This is a genomic window from Spectribacter acetivorans (assembly GCF_031846305.1).
Classification (GTDB): domain Bacteria; phylum Pseudomonadota; class Gammaproteobacteria; order Nevskiales; family Salinisphaeraceae; genus Spectribacter; species Spectribacter acetivorans.
On the sequence record NZ_JAVRHY010000001.1, the window covers coordinates 404,629 to 425,480 of the forward strand.

At 67.4% G+C, this 20,852-nt stretch carries 20 protein-coding genes; 8 read left to right on the forward strand and 12 right to left on the reverse strand.

All coding sequences use genetic code 11. From position 1 onward, the window contains the following. The first annotated feature begins 84 nt into the window (after positions 1-84). From RM531_RS01825 to RM531_RS01855, 7 genes are all read left to right on the forward strand, one after another. The gene (locus RM531_RS01825; RefSeq protein WP_311656848.1) at positions 85-1,905 is read left to right on the forward strand and encodes a DAHL domain-containing protein; all 1,821 of its coding nucleotides are present in this window, start codon (positions 85-87) and stop codon (positions 1,903-1,905) included. Beyond that, positions 1,902-2,897 (forward strand): response regulator, encoded by a 996-nt coding sequence (locus tag RM531_RS01830; RefSeq protein WP_311656849.1) that lies wholly within the window; start codon positions 1,902-1,904, stop codon positions 2,895-2,897. The genes RM531_RS01825 and RM531_RS01830 overlap by 4 nt, the downstream gene beginning before the upstream one ends. A gap of 11 nt (positions 2,898-2,908) precedes the next feature. Then, positions 2,909-4,219 (forward strand): acyl-CoA dehydrogenase family protein, encoded by a 1,311-nt coding sequence (locus tag RM531_RS01835; RefSeq protein ID WP_311656850.1) that lies wholly within the window; start codon positions 2,909-2,911, stop codon positions 4,217-4,219. Between the two features lie 244 nt (positions 4,220-4,463). Continuing rightward, positions 4,464-5,669 (forward strand): acyl-CoA dehydrogenase family protein, encoded by a 1,206-nt coding sequence (locus tag RM531_RS01840; RefSeq protein ID WP_311656851.1) that lies wholly within the window; start codon positions 4,464-4,466, stop codon positions 5,667-5,669. 106 nt (positions 5,670-5,775) lie between these two features. Beyond that, positions 5,776-5,976: a hypothetical protein gene (locus tag RM531_RS01845; protein ID WP_311656852.1), complete on the forward strand. Its 201-nt coding sequence runs from the start codon at positions 5,776-5,778 to the stop codon at positions 5,974-5,976. After that, positions 5,973-6,230 carry a hypothetical protein gene (locus tag RM531_RS01850; RefSeq protein ID WP_311656853.1) on the forward strand — a complete coding sequence of 86 codons (258 nt, stop codon included), beginning with the start codon at positions 5,973-5,975 and terminating at the stop codon, positions 6,228-6,230. The genes RM531_RS01845 and RM531_RS01850 overlap by 4 nt, the downstream gene beginning before the upstream one ends. Before the next feature lie 116 nt (positions 6,231-6,346). Further along, positions 6,347-8,287 carry an acetoacetate--CoA ligase gene (locus tag RM531_RS01855; RefSeq protein WP_311656854.1) on the forward strand — a complete coding sequence of 647 codons (1,941 nt, stop codon included), beginning with the start codon at positions 6,347-6,349 and terminating at the stop codon, positions 8,285-8,287. A gap of 14 nt (positions 8,288-8,301) precedes the next feature. Here the strand turns inward: RM531_RS01855 and RM531_RS01860 are convergent, their stop codons facing one another. The 5 genes from RM531_RS01860 to RM531_RS01880 all read right to left on the reverse strand — a co-directional run bounded on the left by RM531_RS01860 (position 8,302) and on the right by RM531_RS01880 (position 13,208). Continuing rightward, positions 8,302-8,934, reverse strand: a complete 633-nt coding sequence (locus RM531_RS01860) for a glutathione S-transferase family protein (RefSeq protein ID WP_311656856.1) — start codon at positions 8,932-8,934, stop codon at positions 8,302-8,304. Between the two features lie 222 nt (positions 8,935-9,156). After that, the gene (locus tag RM531_RS01865; RefSeq protein ID WP_311656857.1) at positions 9,157-10,704 is read right to left on the reverse strand and encodes an acyl-CoA carboxylase subunit beta; all 1,548 of its coding nucleotides are present in this window, start codon (positions 10,702-10,704) and stop codon (positions 9,157-9,159) included. 233 nt (positions 10,705-10,937) lie between these two features. Further along, complete coding sequence (locus RM531_RS01870; protein ID WP_311652261.1) at positions 10,938-11,480, reverse strand: cytochrome b; 543 nt, start codon at positions 11,478-11,480, stop codon at positions 10,938-10,940. A gap of 36 nt (positions 11,481-11,516) precedes the next feature. Next, the gene (locus RM531_RS01875; RefSeq protein WP_311656858.1) at positions 11,517-12,071 is read right to left on the reverse strand and encodes a hypothetical protein; all 555 of its coding nucleotides are present in this window, start codon (positions 12,069-12,071) and stop codon (positions 11,517-11,519) included. Positions 12,072-12,191: 120 nt separating this feature from the next. Continuing rightward, complete coding sequence (locus RM531_RS01880; protein ID WP_311656859.1) at positions 12,192-13,208, reverse strand: AraC family transcriptional regulator; 1,017 nt, start codon at positions 13,206-13,208, stop codon at positions 12,192-12,194. Between the two features lie 172 nt (positions 13,209-13,380). Between RM531_RS01880 and RM531_RS01885 the strand changes: the two genes are divergently transcribed. Continuing rightward, positions 13,381-14,301, forward strand: a complete 921-nt coding sequence (locus tag RM531_RS01885) for a sterol desaturase family protein (protein WP_349255376.1) — start codon at positions 13,381-13,383, stop codon at positions 14,299-14,301. Here RM531_RS01885 and RM531_RS01890 read toward each other — a convergent pair. The 7 genes from RM531_RS01890 to RM531_RS01920 all read right to left on the reverse strand — a co-directional run bounded on the left by RM531_RS01890 (position 14,298) and on the right by RM531_RS01920 (position 20,831). After that, a complete protein-coding gene (locus tag RM531_RS01890) occupies positions 14,298-14,918 on the reverse strand; it encodes a hypothetical protein (RefSeq protein ID WP_311656861.1) in 621 nt (206 codons plus the stop codon). The genes RM531_RS01885 and RM531_RS01890 overlap by 4 nt on opposite strands. A gap of 243 nt (positions 14,919-15,161) precedes the next feature. Then, positions 15,162-15,995 carry a CmcJ/NvfI family oxidoreductase gene (locus RM531_RS01895; RefSeq protein ID WP_311656862.1) on the reverse strand — a complete coding sequence of 278 codons (834 nt, stop codon included), beginning with the start codon at positions 15,993-15,995 and terminating at the stop codon, positions 15,162-15,164. A gap of 79 nt (positions 15,996-16,074) precedes the next feature. Continuing rightward, positions 16,075-17,229: a hypothetical protein gene (locus tag RM531_RS01900; protein WP_311656863.1), complete on the reverse strand. Its 1,155-nt coding sequence runs from the start codon at positions 17,227-17,229 to the stop codon at positions 16,075-16,077. Beyond that, positions 17,229-17,459: a hypothetical protein gene (locus tag RM531_RS01905; RefSeq protein ID WP_311656864.1), complete on the reverse strand. Its 231-nt coding sequence runs from the start codon at positions 17,457-17,459 to the stop codon at positions 17,229-17,231. The genes RM531_RS01900 and RM531_RS01905 overlap by 1 nt, the downstream gene beginning before the upstream one ends. A gap of 7 nt (positions 17,460-17,466) precedes the next feature. After that, positions 17,467-18,624: a serine hydrolase domain-containing protein gene (locus RM531_RS01910; protein WP_311656865.1), complete on the reverse strand. Its 1,158-nt coding sequence runs from the start codon at positions 18,622-18,624 to the stop codon at positions 17,467-17,469. Positions 18,625-18,681: 57 nt separating this feature from the next. Continuing rightward, complete coding sequence (locus RM531_RS01915) at positions 18,682-20,253, reverse strand: long-chain-fatty-acid--CoA ligase (RefSeq protein ID WP_311656866.1); 1,572 nt, start codon at positions 20,251-20,253, stop codon at positions 18,682-18,684. 137 nt (positions 20,254-20,390) lie between these two features. Further along, on the reverse strand, positions 20,391-20,831 hold the full coding sequence (locus RM531_RS01920; RefSeq protein ID WP_311656868.1) for an SRPBCC family protein: 441 nt from the start codon (positions 20,829-20,831) through the stop codon (positions 20,391-20,393). Positions 20,832-20,852 lie beyond the last annotated feature (21 nt).

The following is a 20,852-nucleotide window of genomic DNA, read 5'->3' on the forward strand; positions in this document are numbered from 1 at the left end:
CGTGACGCAGACCCCTGACGGCCCCGCCGGTTCCGTGCCGGTGCGATGGCTGAAAAACAATACGAACAAGAGGGGGGAGACAACATGCGGATCAAACCGCTTTTCATCGCGGGCCTGGCGGTGGCCGCGGTCGCCGGCCTGGCCGCGCTGGTGGTGGCAATTCGCGGGCTGGAAGCCGGCAACGAGGACGCGGTACGCGCCGAGTTCCGATCCCTGGAACGCCTCGACGCCCGTTTCAATGAAGAGGTTGCCCGCGCCCGGCTGATTGTCGACGTGCAGCGCGACGTGCTCTACGAATTGCTCGACGAGGTCGCCGCCCGCATGGACGATCTGGCCGCCGATAACGGGCCGCTGGCCGGCATCGCCCCGGCCATGGACGCGGCCCGGGCGGACTACATCGCCGCCATGCGCGAGAAGGTGGAGCTGGGCCGCGAGTACGAGCGCCGCAATCTGCGTCTGGTCAATGCGCTGGCGCTGATCCCGAGCGTGTCCGACGAACTGCTGGCCCAGCTGCCGGTCACCGACGAATTCGATCCGGCGATCGACTTCGTCAACCGCTTCAACAAGGAAATCCTGGCCTACGGCATGCTGCCGAACCCGACCAATCTCGAGGCGGTGGAGGACATGCTCTACCGCGTGAGCCAGTCCGACATCGCGCTTCCGGACGGTGCGGGCACGCCGTTCCGGCGGCTGGCCTCGCTGGGCAACGCGGTGCTCGGCGACAAGCAGGTGGTGCAGACCTCGCTGGAAAAGCTGCTGGCCTTCCCGACCAGTGAACGGCTGGGCGCGATCCAGAGCGCCTACGCCGACGCCCGCGGCGCGCGGCTGGCCGCGGCCCAGCAGTACCGCTGGGCGCTGCTGGCCTATGCCGGCCTGCTGCTGCTGGGGCTGGCCTGGCTGGGCTGGCGGTTGCGCGCCAGCTACCGCAGCCTGGACACCGCCAACGATGCCCTGCGCGATGCCAACGTGGAACTGGAACAGCGGGTGGCCCGCCGCACCGAGCATCTGGAGCAGGCGATGGCCGATCTGAAATCGTCCCAGGCCCAGCTGGTCCAGTCCGAGAAGATGGCGTCGCTGGGCCAGATGGTTGCCGGCGTATCGCACGAGATCAACACGCCGCTGGGCTACGTGCGCAGCAACAACGAGATCGTGTCCACCTCGATGCAGGAAGTGGCGATGCTGCTGGGCAGCTATCGCGACGCCCTGGCGTTGCTGGACAACCCGGCGGCCGACTTCGAGGCCACCGCCCGCGCCCTGCAGGAACTGGAACAACTCAAGGCCGAGCTGGAACCCGACACCCTGCTGGAGGAGCTGCAGCAACTGGTGGCCGACAATCACCACGGCCTGGCGCAGATCGGCGAGCTGGTGGCCAACCTCAAGGACTTCAGCCGGCTGGACCGGTCCCGCACCGAGTTCATCAATCTCAACGACGGCCTGGATGCGGCCCTCAACATCTGCCAGAGCCAGCTCAAGCACCGCATCGAGGTGGTGCGCGACTACGGCGAGCTGCCCGAGATCGAGTGCGCGCCGTCGCAGGTCAACCAGGTGTTTCTCAACCTGATTACCAACGCCGGGCAGGCCATGGGCGATGCCGGCCGGCTCACGCTGATCACCCGTCACGAGGCCGACCGCGTGCTGGTGCGCATCCGTGACACCGGCGCCGGCATGGACGAAGCCACCCGGGCGCAGATATTCGATCCGTTCTTCACCACCAAGCCGCTGGGCGAGGGCACCGGGCTGGGGCTGGCGATCGTCTACCGCATCGTCAACGAACACGGCGGCCGCATCGTCGCCGCCTCGGTGCCCGGCCGCGGCACGGAGTTCACGGTCATGCTGCCGCTGCGTCAGGCGCAGGCCCCGGAAACGGCCGAGACAGTCGGCATGGCGGAGGAGATGTCGGCATGAGCGAACTTGACCCCAATATCCCGCAGGCCCCGACCCTCGGCCACCGACCCCGGGTGCTGTTCGTCGACGACGAGCCGCGCATTCTCACCAGCCTGCGCATGCTGTGCCGGCGGCGCTACGACGTGCGCATCGCCGAAGGCGGCGACGCGGCGCTGGCGGTTCTTCGCGAGCATCCGGTGGATGTCCTGGTCAGCGACCAGCGCATGCCCGGCATGACCGGTTTCGAGCTGCTGCGCGAAGCCCGCAGCATCCAGCCCGGCGCCATGCGCCTGCTGCTGACCGGCTACGCCGATCTCAACGCCATCATCGGCTCGATCAACGAAGGCGAGATCTTCCGCTTCATCAGCAAGCCCTGGGTCAACGACGAATTGCTGGCCATCATCGACGAAGCCGCCGCCGCGGCGGCGGCCGCGCCGGTACCCGCGGCCCCGGCCGCCCCGACGCCGGCGGACGCCGATCCCGATCCACAGACCGAGCCCGCGCAAACGGCTGGCCCCGCCGTGCTGGTGCTGGACCCCTCGCCGGCCCGCCGCGCCGAAATGGCAGGCGTGCTGGGCGGCAGCTACCGCGTGATCGAGGCGGCTGACCTGGACACCGCGGTGGAACGGCTGCAGAGCGACGACATCGGCGTGATGATTTCGGACGTGCGGGTGGAGAACACGCGCATCGTCGAGTTGCTGGGCCTGCTCAAGACCCACGCGCCCAATCTGGTGTCCATCATCGTCACCGAGCGGGCCGATGCGCATGACGCCATCGACCTGATCAACCGCAGCCAGGTCTACCGCTTCCTGGTCCGGCCGCTGCGCCAGACCATGTGCCGCATCAGCGTGCGTTCCGCGCTGGAGCGGCATCACACGCTGCGACAGAACCCGGAGCAGACGCGGCGCTACGCCGCTCGGCCCGTCACCGAAGAACCCGTCGGTCTGGGCCGCGGCCTGATCGATCGCATCCGCCGCATGCGCCAGCGGCTCCAGCCCGGGGCATCCGCCTGACAGGAGACGATATGAATCTGAATCCAACTGGCCTCGGCCTTGCCGTGCTGCGGCGCGTCGCGGCCAACCCCTGGCTGCAGCGCAGCGGTCTGGGGCCGCGTTTCGACCGGCTCATCTACCACGGCAGCCGGGCCGGCTTTGCCGCGGCTACTGCCGGCAACCGCGCGTTCAAGGCGGCGCGGTCGCTATCCGCGCCCGGCCGACCGCCGGGAGTCGATCCTGCCGGCGTGTTCGACCTGACACCCACCGACGATCAGGCGATGCTGCGCGAGGCGGCTGCCCGCTTCGCCGGGGAACGCCTGCGCCGCGAGGCTACCGACGCGGACGAGACCTGCGCGCCCCCCGCCGACCTGCTGGACGAGGCCGCCGGTCTGGGGCTGGCGTCGTTGTCGGTGCCCGAGGAGCTGGACGGCGCCGGCGCCGAGCATTCCGCCGTCACCGGCGCGCTGATCGCCGAGGCGCTGGCGCATGGCGACATGGGTCTGGCGGTGGCCTGCCTGGCCCCGGTCAGTGCCGCCAACGCGTTGCTGCGCTGGGGCACGGGCGCACAGCAGGCGGCGTATCTCGCGCCGTTCGCCGGCGAGCAACCGCCGGCAGCCGCTATCGCGGTGGCGGAAGACCGGCCCCTGTTCGACCCGCTGTCACCGGCGACCACGGCCGGACGTCGCGGTGATCAGATCGTGCTCAACGGCCGCAAGGTACTGGTGCCGCGGGCCGCGGATGCCGAGTTCTTCCTGGTGGCGGCCGGCGAGGCCGACGGCGGCGTCGGTGTCTACATCGTCGAGCGCAGTGCCGGCGGCCTTTCGGTCGAGCCGGCACCCGGCATGGGCGTGCGCGGCGCCGGCACCGGCAGTCTGGTGCTGAACGACACGACCATCCCGGCCGGCAACCGCCTGGGCGGCGACGACGGCTGCGACTACCCGGCCCTGCTGGCGCTGTTCCGCCTGGCCTGGTGCGCCCTGGCCGCCGGCACCGGTCAGGCCGTGCTGGACTACGTCACCGACTACGCCAACGACCGCCAGGCCTTCGGCGAGCCGATCAGCCACCGTCAGGGGGTGGCCTTCGCCATCGCCGACATGGCCATCGAACTGGAAGGCCTGCGCCTGGCCGCCTGGCGCGCCGCGGCCCTGGCCGATGCCGGCAAGCCGTTCACGAAGGAAGCCGCCATCGCCCATCGCCTCGCCAGCCGCCACGGCATGGCCATCGGCAGCTGGGGCGTGCAACTGCTGGGCGGCCACGGCTTCGTCAAGGAACACCCGGTGGAGCGCTGGTACCGCGACCTGCGGGCAGTCGGGGTTCTGACCGGGGCGGTTTGTCTATAAGAGCTTTTATAACCGCAGATTACGCAGATTGAATGAATATTGACGGCGGCCCGCACCGCGCCAGGTCCAATAAGGCCCTCGCCCCGCTTGCGGGGAGAGGGCTGGGTGAGGGGCTCTTGATCGAGTCGCCTGAACCCTGGCGGGGCGAGGGATTACAACGGCACAGGCGTAAGAAAAGCCACCCACCGAATCTGCGTAATCGGCGAAATCTGCGGATCCTTCTTCTTACTTCGAGCAGAAAACCATGATCAACCTCGAAAATCCCAGACGCTATCGCGGCCTCGTTGACCAGGCCCAACAGGTGGCCCGGGAAATGTTCCGGCCCATCTCGCGCAAGTACGACCGTGCCGAGCACGAGTATCCGAAGGAACTCGACACCCTCGCCGCGCTGCTGGACGGCATGAACGACAGCGGCGGCGAAGGCGCCGGGGCCGGCAAGCTCAGCCAGGAGAAATCCGCCGACGGCAGCGTGGTCAACGGCCGCAACATGTCCGCGGTGCTGGGCATGACCGAGCTCTGCTGGGGCGACGTCGGTCTGGCCCTGTCATTGCCGCGGCAGGGGCTGGGCAACGCCGCCATTTCCGCCGTGGCCAACGAGGAACAGGCCGAACGTTTCGAGGGCTGCTGGGCGGCGATGGCCATTACCGAGCCGGGCGCCGGGTCGGACTCCGCGGCCATCCGCACCCGCGCGGTCGAGGACGGTGACGACTATGTGCTGAATGGCGAGAAGATCTACGTCACTGCCGGCGGGCGCTGTGACACCGTGGTGGTCTGGGCCACGCTGGACCCGGCCGCCGGCCGCGCCGCGATCAAGTCCTTCGTGGTGCCCAAGGGCACGCCCGGCATGGAGGTGGTGCGGCTCGACCACAAACTGGGCATCCGTGCGTCCGACACCGCGACGATTCGTTTCACCGACTGCCGGGTGCCGAAGGAAAATCTGCTCGGCTCGCCCGAAATCGACACCAAGCGCTCCTTCGCGGGGGCGATGAAGACGTTCGACAACACCCGTCCGCTGGTCGCCGCCATGGCGATCGGTCTGGCCCGGGCCAGCCTGGAAGAAACCCGCCGGCTGCTGGGCGAGGCCGGGGTGACCATCGATTACGACCGCCCCGTCCACTGCCAGTCCGCCGCGGCGGCAGCGTTCCTGGATATGGAAGCCGACTACGAGGCCGCCCGGCTGCTGACCCTGCAAGCCGCCTGGATGGCGGACAACAGCCAGCCCAACTCCCTGCAGGCCTCCATGGCCAAGGCCAAGGCTGGCCGCATGGGGACGGCCGTGTCGCTGGGCTGCCTGGAACTGATCGGCCCGCTGGCCTACACCGAAGACACCCTGCTGGAGAAGTGGGCTCGCGACGCCAAGATTCTGGACATCTTCGAGGGCACCCAGCAGATCCAGCTGCTGATCGTGGCGCGGCGGCTGCTGGGCAAGACTTCCAGCGAGTTGAAGTAGCCCTGTGCCGTCAGGCATCAGTCGGCGTAAAGCTGGCCAGCTCATTGGTCCGGAAATCAGGTCTCGCGGTAGGATTGACTCAGCGTTGACCGACAGGAGCGATTCGATGTCGCAAGTGGAAGAGATCGAGGACGCAGTGAAAAACCTACCGGCCGCTGAGCTCCGGCGCTTTCGCGAATGGTTCGCGGCGTTTGACGCCGAAGCTTGGGATGCTCAGATCGAAGCGGATGCCGCTAAGGGCAAGCTCGACGCGCTGGCGAGTGCCGCCATCAAGGACTACAAGAGCGGCGAAGCAAGCGAGCTTTGAAGCATTACGCCGGCAAAGCCTTCTGGCAATGCTATGAACGATTGCCGGCCAGGGCTCGGGATCTCGCCGACAAGAACTTCGACCTTCTCAGAAGCAACCCGACGCATCCGTCGCTTCATTTCAAGATGGTCGGTCGATTCCGTTCGGTACGTGTGGGCATGCGATACCGGGCGCTCGGCGTCGAAGTCCCCGAAGGTATCCTCTGGTTCTGGATCGGGACGCACAACGAGTACGACAAGCTGATCGGCAACTAGGCAGATCGGCGTTTGCCGGGGCATCGGGGTCGCTGGCCAGCATTCATTCGCCGCACTATCGTTTATCGGTCACAGCGTCTTGTCTCATTTCAGACCGCTCCGGTCAGGGTGAACCCATGGAACAACCAATCTGGCGACCGTCCGAAGCACGGATCCGGAACGCCAATATCACGCGCTTCCTGGAACGGGTCCGCGCCGATGGCAACCCCGCCATCGAAAGCTACCGCGACCTGTGGCCGTGGTCCGTCGACCAGCCGGCGGCTTTCTGGCGGCACATTCGCGACTTCTGTGGGCTGCAGCTTCATCGCGAGCCGGATGCGGTGGTCGAACCGGCCGACCATATCCGCGACACGCGCTTCTTCCCCGGCGCCCGGCTCAACTTCGCCGAGAACCTGCTGCGCTTCGACGACGACCGCCCGGCGCTGGTCTTCCGCAACGAAGCCGGCGAGCGCCTGGTCTGGACCTACGCCGACCTGCATCGCGAGACCGCCCGCATCGCCGCCGGCCTGCGCGCGGACGGCGTCGAGGCCGGCGACCGGGTGGCGGGCCTGCTGCTGAACCGGCCGGAAGCCGTGGCCGCCATGCTGGCCGCCACCAGTATCGGTGCGATCTGGACCTCCTGCTCGCCGGACTTCGCCGAGTCCGCGATCGTGGACCGCTTCAGCCAGGTCGAGCCGAAAGTCCTGTTCGTCAGCGACGGCTACGTGTTCAAGGGCCGTACGTTCGACGTGCGCGACACCGCCCGGCGGCTGGCCGAACGCATCGGCAGCATCCGGCGCACGGTTTGGGTGCCCTACGCCGGTCTGGACATGCCCGGCGACGGCGTGGCCTACGCCGACTACGGCGAGCCCGGCGCCGATCTCTTGTTCGCGCCGCTGCCGTTCGATCACCCGGTCTACATCCTGTATTCGTCGGGCACCACCGGCGCGCCCAAGTGCATTGTCCACGGCGCCGGCGGCACGCTGCTGCAGCACCTGAAGGAACACGTGCTGCATACCGACATCGGCCGCGACGACCGTGTGTTCTTCTTCACCACCTGCGGCTGGATGATGTGGAACTGGCTGGTCAGCGGCCTGGCCACCGGGGCCACGCTGGTGCTGTTTGACGGCCAGCCGTTCCACCCCGACCCCGGCGTGCTGCCGCGCATGGCCGCGGAAGAGGGCATCACCGTGTTCGGCGCCAGCGCCGGCTATTACGGCGCGCTGGAAAAGGCCGGCGCCGAGCCGGGCCGCGAGCATGACCTGTCGGCGCTGCGGACCGTGCTGTCCACCGGCTCGCCGCTGATGCCGGAATCCTTCGACTACATCTACCGCGCCGTCCACCCCGACGTGTGCCTGGCCTCCATCTCCGGCGGCACCGACATCGTTGCCTGCTTCGCCCTGGGCAATCCAGCGCTGCCCGTCTACCGCGGCGAACTGCAGTGCCGGGCCCTCGGCATGCGTACGGAAGTCTTCGACGAGGACGGCAACCCGGTCCGCGAGGAAAAGGGCGAACTCGTCTGCACCGCCCCGTTCCCGTCCATGCCGGTGAAGTTCTGGAACGACCCGGACGGCACGCGCTACCACCGCGCCTACTTCGAGCGCTTCCCCAACGTCTGGCACCACGGCGACTACGCCATGCTCACCGAGCGCGACGGCCTGGTCATCTACGGCCGCTCCGATGCCGTGCTCAACCCCGGCGGCGTGCGCATCGGCACCGCCGAGATCTATCGCCCGGTCAAGCAGTTACCGGAAGTGGTGGAATGCGTGGCCGTCGGCCAGGCCTGGAACGGCGACACCCGCGTGGTGCTGTTCGTGCAGCTCGACGAGGGCATCGCACTGGACGACGCCCTGCGCGATCGCATCCGCCAGACCATCCGCGAGAACGCCAGCCCCCGCCACGTGCCGGCGAAGATTCTGGCGGTGTCCGATATTCCGCGAACGCGGAACGCCAAGCTGGCCGAGATCGCCGTCCGCCAGGCTGTGCATGGCGAGGACATCGGCAACACGTCAGCCCTGGCCAATCCGGAAGCGATCGAGGAATTCCGCGACCGGCCGGAGTTGCAGGCGACTGATTGACGTAGGGCTGGCGCTCAGGCGGCCGCGCTCGGTCGTGCAGAGAGGCTGTCGTACCAGCGCCGCGTATTTGTATTGGCTTCCGGTATCCGGATTTCCACCCAGCCGGCGAAGTCGATGGCGCAGAGCGCAGTGATGTCGGCGAGGGACAATTGGTTACCAGCTACGAATTCGCTGTGGTCCAGATGACCCTCCAGCGCATCGAAAAAACCTCCGAGCGTTCGTCGACCGCGGGCCACCAGTCCGGCAACGGCAGGCGGGCGGTTCGGATCGCCGGGCAGGCTGCGGTCCGCGAAGTCCGGATGCGAGTTCCGGAAAACCTCGGATGTGGCAATCATGCCGTCGAACTCCATCTGGCGTTGGCGTGCTTCTACCACGGCGCGTTCGCCCGGGGTCGTTCCGAGCAGCGCCGGCGTCGGGTGAAGTTCCTCCAGATAGCGACAGATGGCCACCACCTCATCGATCACGGTGCCGTCGTCGAGCTGCAGCGCGGGCAACAGGCCGCGAGGATTGACTGCCAGGTAGTCCGGTTTCAGGTTGTCGCCTGCCAGCAGGTCAACCTGCACCGTGGGGATATCCAGACCCTTTTCCGCGATGAACATTCTTGCGCGGCGGGGATTCGGCGCGATGGCGCAATCGTAGAGTTTCATGCAGGCCTTGGTAGTTTCGGCTGACAGTCAGGCTATGCCTGGCGGTATCCAGCGTCAACGACGCCCCGGGCTTACGATGTCGATTGTTTGATTCTGGCGTGTGGACGCCCATACCCGCTCATGACGCCGGATGCGCGAAGATGCAGCCTGTTGTCGTGAAGGCTGGGCGCCGGCAGGTTGGTCAATGATGACCAATCCGGTCTGTCGGAGGTCCTGACGGCGTCATTGCCGGTCGGAGGGGGTCGACGATGGGCATTGCTCGTCAAGTAGCGGCCGGCTCAGTTCCAGCCATCCGCAAAGGCGCATTCGGGTCTCACCGGGATTGATCAGGTCATGGACGGCAAACGTCTCTGCCCGCGGAAACGGCGACTGCCGAGCCGCGAACTGTTCCTCAAGTTCCTGCCGCTTCGCCTCCGGATCCTCCGCCGCCTCAATCTCCCGCTTGAACGCCAACGCCACCCCGCCTTCTACCGGCAGCGCCCCGAACTCGGCTGACGGCCAGGCCAACACGTACGCCTGATCGCCGTAGTGCAGGGCACTGGCCAGGCCCATGCTCTTGCGCATGACCACCGAGGCCCAGGGCACGGTGGTGGTGGCGACCGTTGTCAGCGCTTCGCCGCCGGCGCGGATGGTGCCGTCCTGTTCGGCCTGCAGGCCGATCATGAAGCCGGGTTCGTCCACGAAGCTGATGACCGGCAGGTGGAACTGCTCGCAGAATTCGACGAAGCGTTTGAGCTTGCGGCAGGCGTTGGCGTCCATGGCGCCGGCGATGCGGGTGCAGTCGTTGGCCAGCACCCCCACGGGCACGCCGTTCAGGCGGGCCAGGGCGGTGATCAGGCTGGGGCCGTAGCCGGCGGTCATCTCGAAGACCGAACCGCGGTCGAGCACGCCGTGCAGGATGAGGCGCACGTCGTAGGTCATCTTTCGGTTATCCGGGATGACGTCGTTCAGCGCCTCGTCCCGGCGTTCGGGCGAGTCGGTGGTTTCGGCGACGGGCGGCAGTTCGTTGACGTTGGCCGGCAGGTAGCTCAGGAAGCGCCGGATGGCATCGAACGCCGCGAATTCGTCGTCCACCACGGCATCCACCACGCCGCTGCATTCGTGCACCTCGGGACCGCCGAGTTCTTCCTTGGTGAGTTTGCGTTTCAGCGCGCGTTCGACCAGCGCCGGACCGCCGATCAGCACCTGGGAATTGCGGGTCATCACCGCGAAGTGTGAGGACACCAGCCGGCCGGCGGGCATGCCGGCCACCGCACCCAGGGCGGCGCTGGCAACGGGTACGGTCTTGAGCGCCCGGGCGATCGACTTGAAGCGGTGGGTCTCGTACACCGGCGCGTGGCTCTGACCCTTGCCGGAGCTGCCGGCCACGCTGCCGCCGGCGCCCTGGTGCAGGCGGATGAGCGGCACGCGGTAGCGGACCGCCAGTTCCTCGGTGTACACGCTCTTGCGCAGGCCGGCGGCGTTGGGTGAGCCGCCGCCCTGGGTGAAGTCCTCGCCGCCGACCACGCAATGGCGGCCCTCGATGCGGCCGGTGCCGAGCACGAAGTTGGCGGGCTGGAACTCGGTGAGATTGCCGTCCTCGTCGCGTTCCCCGGCCCCGGCGATGGGGCCGACTTCGCGGAAGGAGTTGGCGTCCAGCAGGCCGTCGATGCGCTCGCGGATGGTGAGCAGGCCCTTGCCGTGCTGCCTGGCCACGGCGTCTTCGCCGCCCTGCTCGAGGGCGGCGCGTCGGCGCTGTTCGATTTCGTCGCGCTGCGTTTTCCAGCTCATGCCGCGGGGTTGTCCGAGGACCGGCTAGTCATTGTCGGGGATGGGGCGGCGGATGAACAGGTCGGGGTCTGCTTGGCGAACCGAAGTCCGCCCTGCAGCCCGAACTGTTACGCGGGGCCTGACTCAGACCGCTGGTCGTACCGTGCCGGGTGTTCGTCCCCGGCACCCGGCATATCGAGTGCCGGCTGGCGGACTGAAGTCCGCCCTACGCTTCCGCGAGACTGACTGCTCCGCTACAGCCGCAGCATGCGCCGCACGATGCCGTCGTTGCCGAAGGCGTGGTAGATGGCGCCGCTGATGTGCACGGCGATCAGGCCGAGCAGGGCCCAGCAGGTCCACAGGTGGATGTCGGAGAACAGCATGTTCAGGTCCTCGTCCTCCCAGCCCCAGTGGTAGAGGTCGACGGTCCACCACAGGGTGGTACCCCAGCCGCTGAACGACGAGGAGATGTAGCCGCTGATGCAGCAGGCGAAGATCACCAGATACAGGATCACGTGATCGATGGCCGCCAGCTTGTGCATCCAGGGCTTCATCGCCGGCGATTGTTCCGGCACGGGCCGGTGGCGCAGGCGCACGTACAGCAGCAGGAACAGCAGGAATACCAGCGTGATACCCAGGTTCTTGTGCAGCTGGAACGGGAAGGCACGGAACTGGAATTCCGGGCCCGGCAGCGGCAGGGCCAGCATCCACCAGCTGGATATGAACAGGAAGAAGATGGATACCGCGATCAGCCAGTGGGTGATGACGGCGGTGGGTCGGTAAGCCTTGTTTGCCATGTCGGCTCTCGCTTGTCTGGACTAAGGTCGGCCGCGTCAGGCGGTCTGTTCGTGCTGGGCGCCCACGATTGCGCCCAGCATCATCATCAGGTGCAGGCAGAACCAGAGCAGTGCATCCCACAGGTACATGGCCCGCAGGATCGGCCCGGTCTGTACGGCGGTGACGAAAGTGACGACGTCGACAGCCACGAGCGCGCCGAATACCACCACCGCGGCGCCCGCGGCCCAGCGGCGGTAGTTCACCAGTGCCGCGCCCACCAGGATGGAGGCGAACGCCAGGCCGGTGCCCACGGCCGACACCACCAGTTGCGAGCTGCGGAACCAGTCCGGCCGCGACACGCGAATGCTCTGCAGATTGGAAACCATCTGCTCGCACTGGGCGACGGTCAGGCCTTCCTCCTCCAGCTCGTCCTGCGGGCAGTCGGCGGGCGGCAGGTCGGATACCGTTTCGCCCACCGCCGGGATGGAGTACTGGGTAATCCACTCGTTGCCGTGGGCGGCCACCAGCAGCACGCCGAGCACGATGGCGACCACGCCCAGCGCGCTGGCCCAGGCCGGTCCGGTTTCGAGGTGTTCGACGTTCTCGCTCATGACGTCTCTCTTGTTGAACGCTCGACAGAGGCGGCTACGTTAGCCCCTACCGCGCGTGACGACAATGCGGGGGCGCAAGCCGGGAATTTTTCCTGATTTTGGTGATTTCTCAGGTGGCCTTCATGACAGCGTGATGCGCGCCTGATAGCGGCCCGGAGACTCGCCGGTCCAGTGGCGAAACGCCCGTGAAAAGGCGCTTTGCTCGGCATAGCCCAGCAGCAGCGCCACCTCCGCCAGCGTCAGCCGGGGGTCGGCCAGGTAGCGTTGTGCCAGTTGCCGGCGGGTGTCATCCCGCAGCATTCGGAAGGTGACCCCGCGCGCGGCCAGCCGCCGGTGCAGGGTGCGTTCGGACAATGCCAGCCGCTTTGCCACCGCCGCCAGCGTGGGTTCGGCGTCCGGGAGCAGGCCGGCGATCAGGCGCCGCACCTCGTCCTCGAGCTGACCGCCAGAAGGTAGTTGCGCCAGCAACGCTTCGGCCTGGGTTTCCAGCAGGCGCAGCAGGGCCGGGTCCGCCTGCTGCAGCGGCCGGGCCAGCGTGAGCCGCGGAATGCGAATGCGGGTATGCGGTTCCTCGAAATGCACCGGGCAGTGGAAGTAGTCCCGATACGGCGCCGGATCCGGCGGCCGGGGATTGACGAAATGCACTGACAGCGGCGCCAGTGTCTCCCCGGTCAGCGCCCGGGCGAAGGCCACCAGGGCAGTGATGGCGGTTTCGTCCACCAGCGGGCCGGGCCGGCCGTGGCCCAGCCCCCATTCCAGCACCAGCGCGTCGTGGTCCTGGCTGAACTGGACCGGTTCCATGTCGTAGATCAGCCGTTCGAAGCGCCGGTAGCGCTCGAACGCCGCGCCCAGGTCGGCGCAGTTGTGCAGCACGTAGCCCATCACGCCGAAGTGGGCGGCGGTGGCGGTCTGGCCGAGTTTCAGGCCCAGCAGCGGGTCGTCCAGATGCGCGGCGGCGCGTTCCAGCAGCGCCTGCCAGCGGGTGGCCGGGTAGCGGCCCAGTCCGTGCACGCCGGGGTCGGGCCGGGGTTCGCCCAGCAGGTGGTCGGCATCGAGGCCACTGGCGTCGAGATAGTCGTAGAGCAATCCCACCAGGGTGCCCGGGACCACGCCGTGAACAGGGATATCTGCAGCCATGTTGCGCCGTGTCGGAAAACCGGTTCCCGCGCCCGAAGATCGGGTCAGCCGCATCATGCGCGATTGGCGGGAAATGTCAAAATGCCGCGGTTGCGGTCAAGACGGCCGTGCGGCCTCCGGCCTACGCTTGCTTTCTATAATCGAGTAGACAGGGTGCGTGATGGATTCGATGATGCCGTGGCTCCAGTTCTTCTTCGGCACGAATGTGGACTGGAAGCAGGTGCTGCTGGTGGGCATGTCGCCGATCTTCGTGCTGGCGTTCCTGGTGGAATGGCGGGTGATGTTGCGGCGCGGGCGTGACCGCCAGTTCCGCTGGAAGGAGATCGGGGCCAACATCGCGCTGGGCGGTTCCTACCAGATTGCGGAAACCGTGATGTGGCTGCTGATTACCGGGGCGGTGTTCGGCGCGGTGTACCAGTTCCGGCTGTTCGACATGCCGGTCAACGGCTGGACCATCCTGCCGATCTTCGTCGGCGTGGAGTTCTGCTACTACTGGTTCCACCGCTGCTCTCACCGGATGCGCTGGTTCTGGACCGCGCACGTGGTGCACCACAGCGGCGAGACCATGAACTTCACCACCGCCATGCGCCAGAGCGTGCTCAACGCCTTCATCGGCAGCTACGTGTTCTACCTGCCGCTGGTCCTGCTGGGCGTGCCGCCGGCGGTGGTGATGTTCCTGTACGCGGTCAATCTGAGTTACCAGTACTTCGTGCATACCGAGGTGGTTGGCCGGCTGCCGCGCTGGTGCGAGTTCTGGCTCAACACGCCGTCCAATCATCGTGTTCACCACGGCCGCAATCCGGAGTACATCGACCGCAACTACGGCGGCGTGCTGATCATCTTCGACCGCTTGTTCGGCACTTACGAACGCGAGGACGCGCCGGTCGACTACGGTATTCCGCAGCAGATCGTCAGCTACAACTTCCTGGTGCTGAATGTGCACGAGTTCGTGGACATGGTGCGCGACGTGCTCGCGCCGGGACCCTGGTCCCAGCGGCTGAAGCACCTGTGGAAGCCGCCGGCCTGGCGGCGGCCCGGGCACGAGGGCGTGCGCACCTGGACCACCGAGAGCCGCGCGGCTGATCGGGGCTAGGCCGGGCTCGCGTCGGCCTCGCCACGCGGCGCGCGCAGCACCGTCTGAAGCGTGCCCAGGGCGATCATCAGGTAGCCGAACACCTCGATCACCTCCTCGATCACGCGCTTGTACACCGGCTGGTAATCGTCGGCCAGCAGTGGTTCCAGAAAGTCGCCATGTCCGATCTGCTGGGCCATGAGCGCGGTGATCACCAGACCGGCCCACAGCATGCCGAAGGCATCGCTGCGAATGAAACCCACCAGCTCCTGCCCCAGTCGCCGACGCACGCGGATCAGGAATGCGGCCAGGGCGGCCAGCACCACGAAGGCCGGCCCCTGCCAGCCCAGTACCGGCAGCGTGGCATTCAGATAATTATTGAGTTCCCGGATGGAGCCCAGAAGACCCAGGAACGCCAGGGCAACGAAAACGTTGCGCCACGCCGGGCGCATGATGGCGCCGATGACCGCCAGGATCATCACGCCTGCGAGCAGGCCCTGATGGATGCCCTCCAGCCAGTTGCCTTCCCTGAAAAAGGCCTGGTTGTCCGCTGCCGCGATCTTGGCCAGCGCGAGCAGGGCCGCCGCATAGGCAAGCGTGTAGAGGAACAGAATGACGAAATTCCTGGTATTCGACATGGCGATACTCGTTATTGTCCGAAATCCGCGACGGTGACTCGATGGCTGCGCGCCGGGCGGCGAGCCACGCAAGTGGCCGTCGAATGGCCCCTCCCCCGAGAGGGCGACTGGTGGATGCGGCCCATGCGATGGGACCGCACGCGCCGGCTTCAAGGGACCGGCGCGGTGACAACCCGCTTGCTAGGGGCCGTCGCGGGCGTGGCAGGCACGCGCAATCGGCACGGGTCGCAAGGCGATACTCACTTACTCGAAGAAGGCGAGGGTGCGAACCTCGATGCTCTCCCGCGCCGGATGCTCGGGCCGGGTGCGCGGATCGCTGAATGCACCGTGCGGCGTGTACCGGGCCCGGCCGTCCCGGCGCGAATCGAAGCCCTTGATCAGGATCGCCGAGTCGGGACCGATGTCCGGGAAGTACAGCCACCGCTGCGCCGGATTATACGCCAGGTGGTAGATCTCCCCGACGCGGTCGGGGTAATGCATGTCGGTGCCGATCAGATCGCCCGGGTCCAGGCTGGTGGCGTCGAGCAGGGCCAGCGGCGAACGCTTGACCGGGCCGGCGATGGAACGCCAGACGTTGATCTGGGCGAACGGCACGCCCTGCAGCCGGGCGGCTTCCTCGGCGCCCAGCACGTCGCGCACGCGCTGTTCGCCGGACCAGTCGGTGTAGTCGTTGTGCACGCGGCTGGCCGGCTGCTTGGCCCGATCATCGCCGCCGCCGTCCCGCCGCCGGGTGTGGTCGAAGATTTCCACCCGGCTGGCGCCGGTGACCTCGCGGATCAACGCGATCACGTCGGGGTAGTAGCGTGCGCTTACCTCGGCATCGTCGTAGAAGTCGGCGACCTCCACCGGATGGTGGCGGCAGGCGATGCCCTCCCGGTCCAGCGACAAGGCGTCGGCCTCGGGCCAGGCGTCGCGAATCGGCACCTGGTGATCGGCCATGGCGGCCACGTAGTGGGGTTCGGGGTCGCCGGTCAGGGCTTCGGTACGCACATACGGCCGCGTGTCCTGCTTGACCATGAAGGTCAGCGTGGCGTGCACCGCGCCGGGGGTTTCAACGGTTTCCGCAGATGCCGACATGACGAATTTCCGATTTGGATCAGGTTACGAATATGTGTTCGCCGGCGGCCGTCTCAAGGGGCAACACGCGCCGCGAGTGTCAGCGGGTACGCCCCAGGTCCAGCGAGGCGGCCAGTTCGGCCAGGCGTCCGGCATCCGGCTCGCCGGCCCGCTGTGCCACATGCCCGGCCACCTCGTCCCGCAGTCCTGCCGGCAGCCCGCTGAATACGGACACCGCATCGGGCAGCAGATCGGGCTCGGCCGCGGCATCTAGCCAGGCCCGCCAGACCTCGTCCGGCTGGGCCAGCGCGGCCTCCACCGCGGCGGTGCGGGCGTCGTCGGTCATCATCGCCAGCAGCGGTACCACCACCGGCCACAGGGCCTGCCGGTAGGCGGCCTCGATCAGCGCGTTGAGCACCGCAGGGTCGGTCACCGAGGGCAGGTTCACCACCCGCTGGCGATTGGCCGCCTGCATGCTGCCGACCGCCACCAGCACCTCCGGCCACAGCGACTGTTCCTGGGCCACATGCACCAGTGAGTCCAGTACCGCCTCGTCCTCGTCAGCCACCAGATCGCCGAGCCGGCCCTTCTGCTCGTCGCCCACCAGTTGCACCAGGGCCAGGGCTTCCGGCCAGAGGTCCTGTTCCGTGGCGGTGGCTATCACGCCGCGCAGGCGATCGTCGTCCAGATATTCCAGGATCCGGTCCAGCCGGCCGGCGTCCTCCACATAGAAGCCGATGTGCAGCAGGGCTTCATCGTCCAGCCGGTCGATCACCCGGAACAGGGCGGCCTCGGACACCGCCCCGACGAAGCGGCCCATGGTGATGAATTCGCGCTGGCCCACCAGGATGACCGCCACCTTCTCGATCATGTCGACCGGCATCGCGGCCAGCACCGGCTTCGCCCGTTCCGGCTCGATGTAGAGCGAGGTCTCGGCCAGGAAGTCGGTGGGCAGCTTGCGGGCGATGGCCACGGCCCGTTTCGGGGTCATCTCGCCGGTGACCCGGCCGGCCAGGAATGCACCCAGCGCCATGTGGGCGATGCGCGCCGTGATTCCCGCGGGCAGCAGGCCGCTCAGGCTGGCCAGCAGCCGGAAGCTGCTGCTGTGGCGCTTGAACATGGCCTCGGCCACGCCCTCGCGCATCTGCCGCAGGTCGGCGGCCGGCTTGCCGGCGAGAAAATCCAGCGCCGCGGCATCGGTATCGAGCAGCCGCGCCAGCTTCTGCAGTTCGGCGCGAACGGCCAGGCGCGGCATCAGTCGTGGTCACCGAACAGCAGTTTCTTGACCGGCCCGCGGAAGGCCCGCGGCACCAGCCGCAGCGCGTCTTCGCCGGCCTCGTCGATGCGGGCTTCCTGCCGTGCCACCGCCTCGCCGATCAGCCCGGCGAGCTGCTCGCGGTCGCCCTCGTCCAGCCCGTCGAAGAAGCGCTGAACGTCCACATTCATCGGGATTTCGGCCCGCAGCTGGTCCAGCCTGTCGCCCATGGGATGACTATCCGTTGTAGACGGCCTGTTCGAAGGCCTGGAACAGCGGCGCGGACTCCGGATCGAAGAACGGCAGGATCTGGGTGAAGTACACGCCGGTTACGCCCTTGTCGTGGTCGATCCAGTAGTAGCTGTTGGCCAGACCCGCCCAGGCGAGACTGCCCGCGGCACGCCCCTCGGGGGTTTCCTCGGTATTGATCAGGAAGCTCAGGCCCCACTTCTTGGACATGCCGGGATACAGCTCGACATTGTTGGACAGGGTGGGGTCGATGCTCTCGATCGCCGGGACCTCGAGATCGCCGATATGGTTCTGGCGCATCAGGTCCACCGTCTTGGCCTGCAGGATGCGCTTCCCGTCGAGTTCGCCGCCGTTGAGGATGGCGCGGGTGAAGCGCAGGTAATCGCCGGCAGTGCCGTAGAGGCCGTGGCCGGACATCTGCTGTTCCGGGTCCTGTTCCAGCACCAGCGGGTGCGGCGCGAGCTGGCCGTCCGGGGTGCGGGCGTGGATGGTGGCCAGCCGGGCACGGGCGTCGTCCGACATGGTGAAGGCGGTGTCGGTCATGCCCAGCGGCTGGAAGATGTGCTCGCGGAAGTAGTGGCCCAGCCGCTGGCCGGACGCGGCTTCCACCAGCCGGCCGACCCAGTCGATACCGGTGCCGTATTCCCAGCGGGTGCCGGGGTCCGACATCAGCGGTACCTGCAGCGCCGCGCGCTGGCCGCTGAAGATGCCCGGGATGCCCTTCTGTTCCTGGTAACGGGCCAGGTCGGCATTCCAGATCTCGTAGCCGAAGCCGGAGGTGTGGGTCAGCAGGTTACGCAGCGTCACCGTGCTGCGCGGGCGGCGCAGCCGCGGCTGGTCGCCCTCGAAGCCGTCCAGCACCCGGATTTCGGCGAGTTCGGGCAGCAGTTCGCTGGCCGCGCCGTCCAGGGTGAGATCACCCTTTTCCACCAGCTGCATGGCCGCGGTGGCGCCCACCGCCTTGGTCATGGACGCGAGCAGGAAGACCGTGTCCTCGGTCATCGCGGTGCCGCCGCCGAGTTCCCGTTCGCCAAAGGCGCCGGTGTAGGTGACGCCGTCGGCATCGGCGGCCATCGCCACCACGCCCGGTACCTTGCCGGCCTCGGCAGCCCCGCCCAGCAGGGCGTCGAGTCTGTTCTTGTCCATCGGGTTTCTCCTCCTCGCGTCTGGCTCTTGGTATGGCCTGTTATTGCGGCTTGATCGCTATTGCTGGTTGATGCCCGCCTGTCCCTTTCTGAGGACGAATTTCTGAATCTTGCCGGTGGCGGTCTTGGGCAGTTCGTCGACGAACGAGAACCACTGCGGCGTCTTGAAGTGGGCGAGGTTGTCGCGCACGAACTGACGCAGCTCGTCCTCGGTGACCTCGGCGTCGGGCTGCCGGATGATGAAGGCGTGGGGGGACTCGCCCCATTTTTCGTGTGGCATGCCCACCACGGCGGCTTCCTGCACCGCCGGGTGACGCAGCAGCACGCCCTCGACCTCCACCGAGGAGATATTCTCGCCGCCGCTGATGATCACGTCCTTGATGCGGTCGCGGATTTCGACGTAACCGTCCGGGTGCACCACCGCGGCGTCGCCGGAATGGAAATAGCCGTTACGGATGGCCTGTTCGGTGGCTTCGGGGTCGTTGTAGTAGCCCTTCATCACCACGTTGCCCCGCACCGTGATCTGGCCCAGGGTCTGGCCGTCCCAGGGGACCTCATTGCCGTCGTCATCCACCACCCGCAGATCGCCGGAGGTCATCAGTTCCACCCCCTGGCGGGCCTTGAGCGTGGCGCGATCGGCGGCGGACAGGTCGTCATGTTCCGGGCGCGGCTCGCAGATGGTGATGAACGGGGCGGTTTCGGTCAGGCCGTAGACCTGGGTCAGTTCCCAGCCCAGTTCGTTTTCCACCCGCTCGATGGTGGCGGCGGCCGGCGGGGCGCCGGCGGTGAACAGCCGGATGCCCTTCGGGGCGTTGTCGCGCAACTCCTTCGGCGCGTTGGCGATGCCGATCAGTACCGTGGGGGCGGCGCAGAACATGCTGATGCGCTCGGCGGCCATCAAATGGAAGATTTCCGGCGGCGCCACCTGGCGCAGGCACACGTGCGCGGCGCCACAGGCGGTGATCAGCCATACGAAGGTCCAGCCGTTGGCGTGGAACATCGGCAGCGTCCACAGATACCGGTCGCGGGTGCCGAGGTTGTGATGGGCCAGCGTGCCCACGGCGTTCACCCAGGCGTTGCGGTGGGTGATCATCACCCCCTTGGGCCGGGAGGTGGTGCCGCTGGTGTAGTTGATGGTGATCAGATCGTTCTCGTCGATCTCCGGCGCGTCGAAATCCGGGGAGGCGTCGGCGATCAGCGCCTCGTACTGTTGCCAGCCCTCGGCCTCGCCTTCCAGCGCGATGAAGTGCCTGACGCCGGGAATCTGGTCGCGGATGCCGTCGACCATGTCGATGTAGTCGGGATGCACGCACACCACGGTCGCACCGCTGTGGTCGATGATGTACGCGAACTCGGCGGCCGACAGGCGGTAGTTGATCGGCACCAGCACGGCGCCGATCTGGGGCACGGCGTAGTAGCCCTCGAGGTGGGCGTGGGTGTTGGGGGCGATATAGGCCACCCGGTCGCCGAAGGCCACGCCCAGCGACTGGAACATGGTCGAGGCGCGGTCACAGCGGTCGAGGAACTCGCGGTAGGTGAAACGCCGGTCGCCGTCCACCACCGCCTCGCGGTCGCCATACAGCCGGCGCGCGCGGCGCGCGAAGTCCAGCGGGGTCAAAGGGGTCTGCATCGACGTGTCTCCTCCTGGTGTCGCAAATCCGTCCCGGCCTTATTTACTGGTTGGCCGGGTACGCGTCACCCCTGCTGCACTATACAACCTCCGTCCCGGGCCGGGGCTACCCGGCCGGGGCGGGGGCGAATTGCGTGTCAGCCGGCGGCCGTCTGGTTCGGCACCCGGTCCAGCGCGCGGCCGATCAGGGTCCGGAGCACGCCGGCAATCAGCTTGCCGGAACCGGGGATGCGGCCCTCGAACTCGATGGTGTAGTGCAGCGCGGTGCCGCCGCTCTTGGTGGGGCGGAACTCGATGCGGCCGAGGTGGTTCTTGATCGGGCCCCCGCGGCTGACGGTGTACTCGATCAGTTCCAGCGGCTCGGCGGTCAGCACCGTCTCCTCGAACGCGAACGGGCCGCCCGCGATGCGGCGTACCGAGCCCACGCCGTTGGGGTCGGTGCCGGCCGGGGCATCCTTGATGCGCTTGATCGGGGCGCCCAGCAGCTTGCCGAAGCGGTGGTGATCGGCGAACAGCGGGAAGACCTGATCCGGCGGCTGGGAGTATTGTTTCTTGAACACAACGCGTTGACGCGGCATGGCGATTCTCGTTTGTCGTGG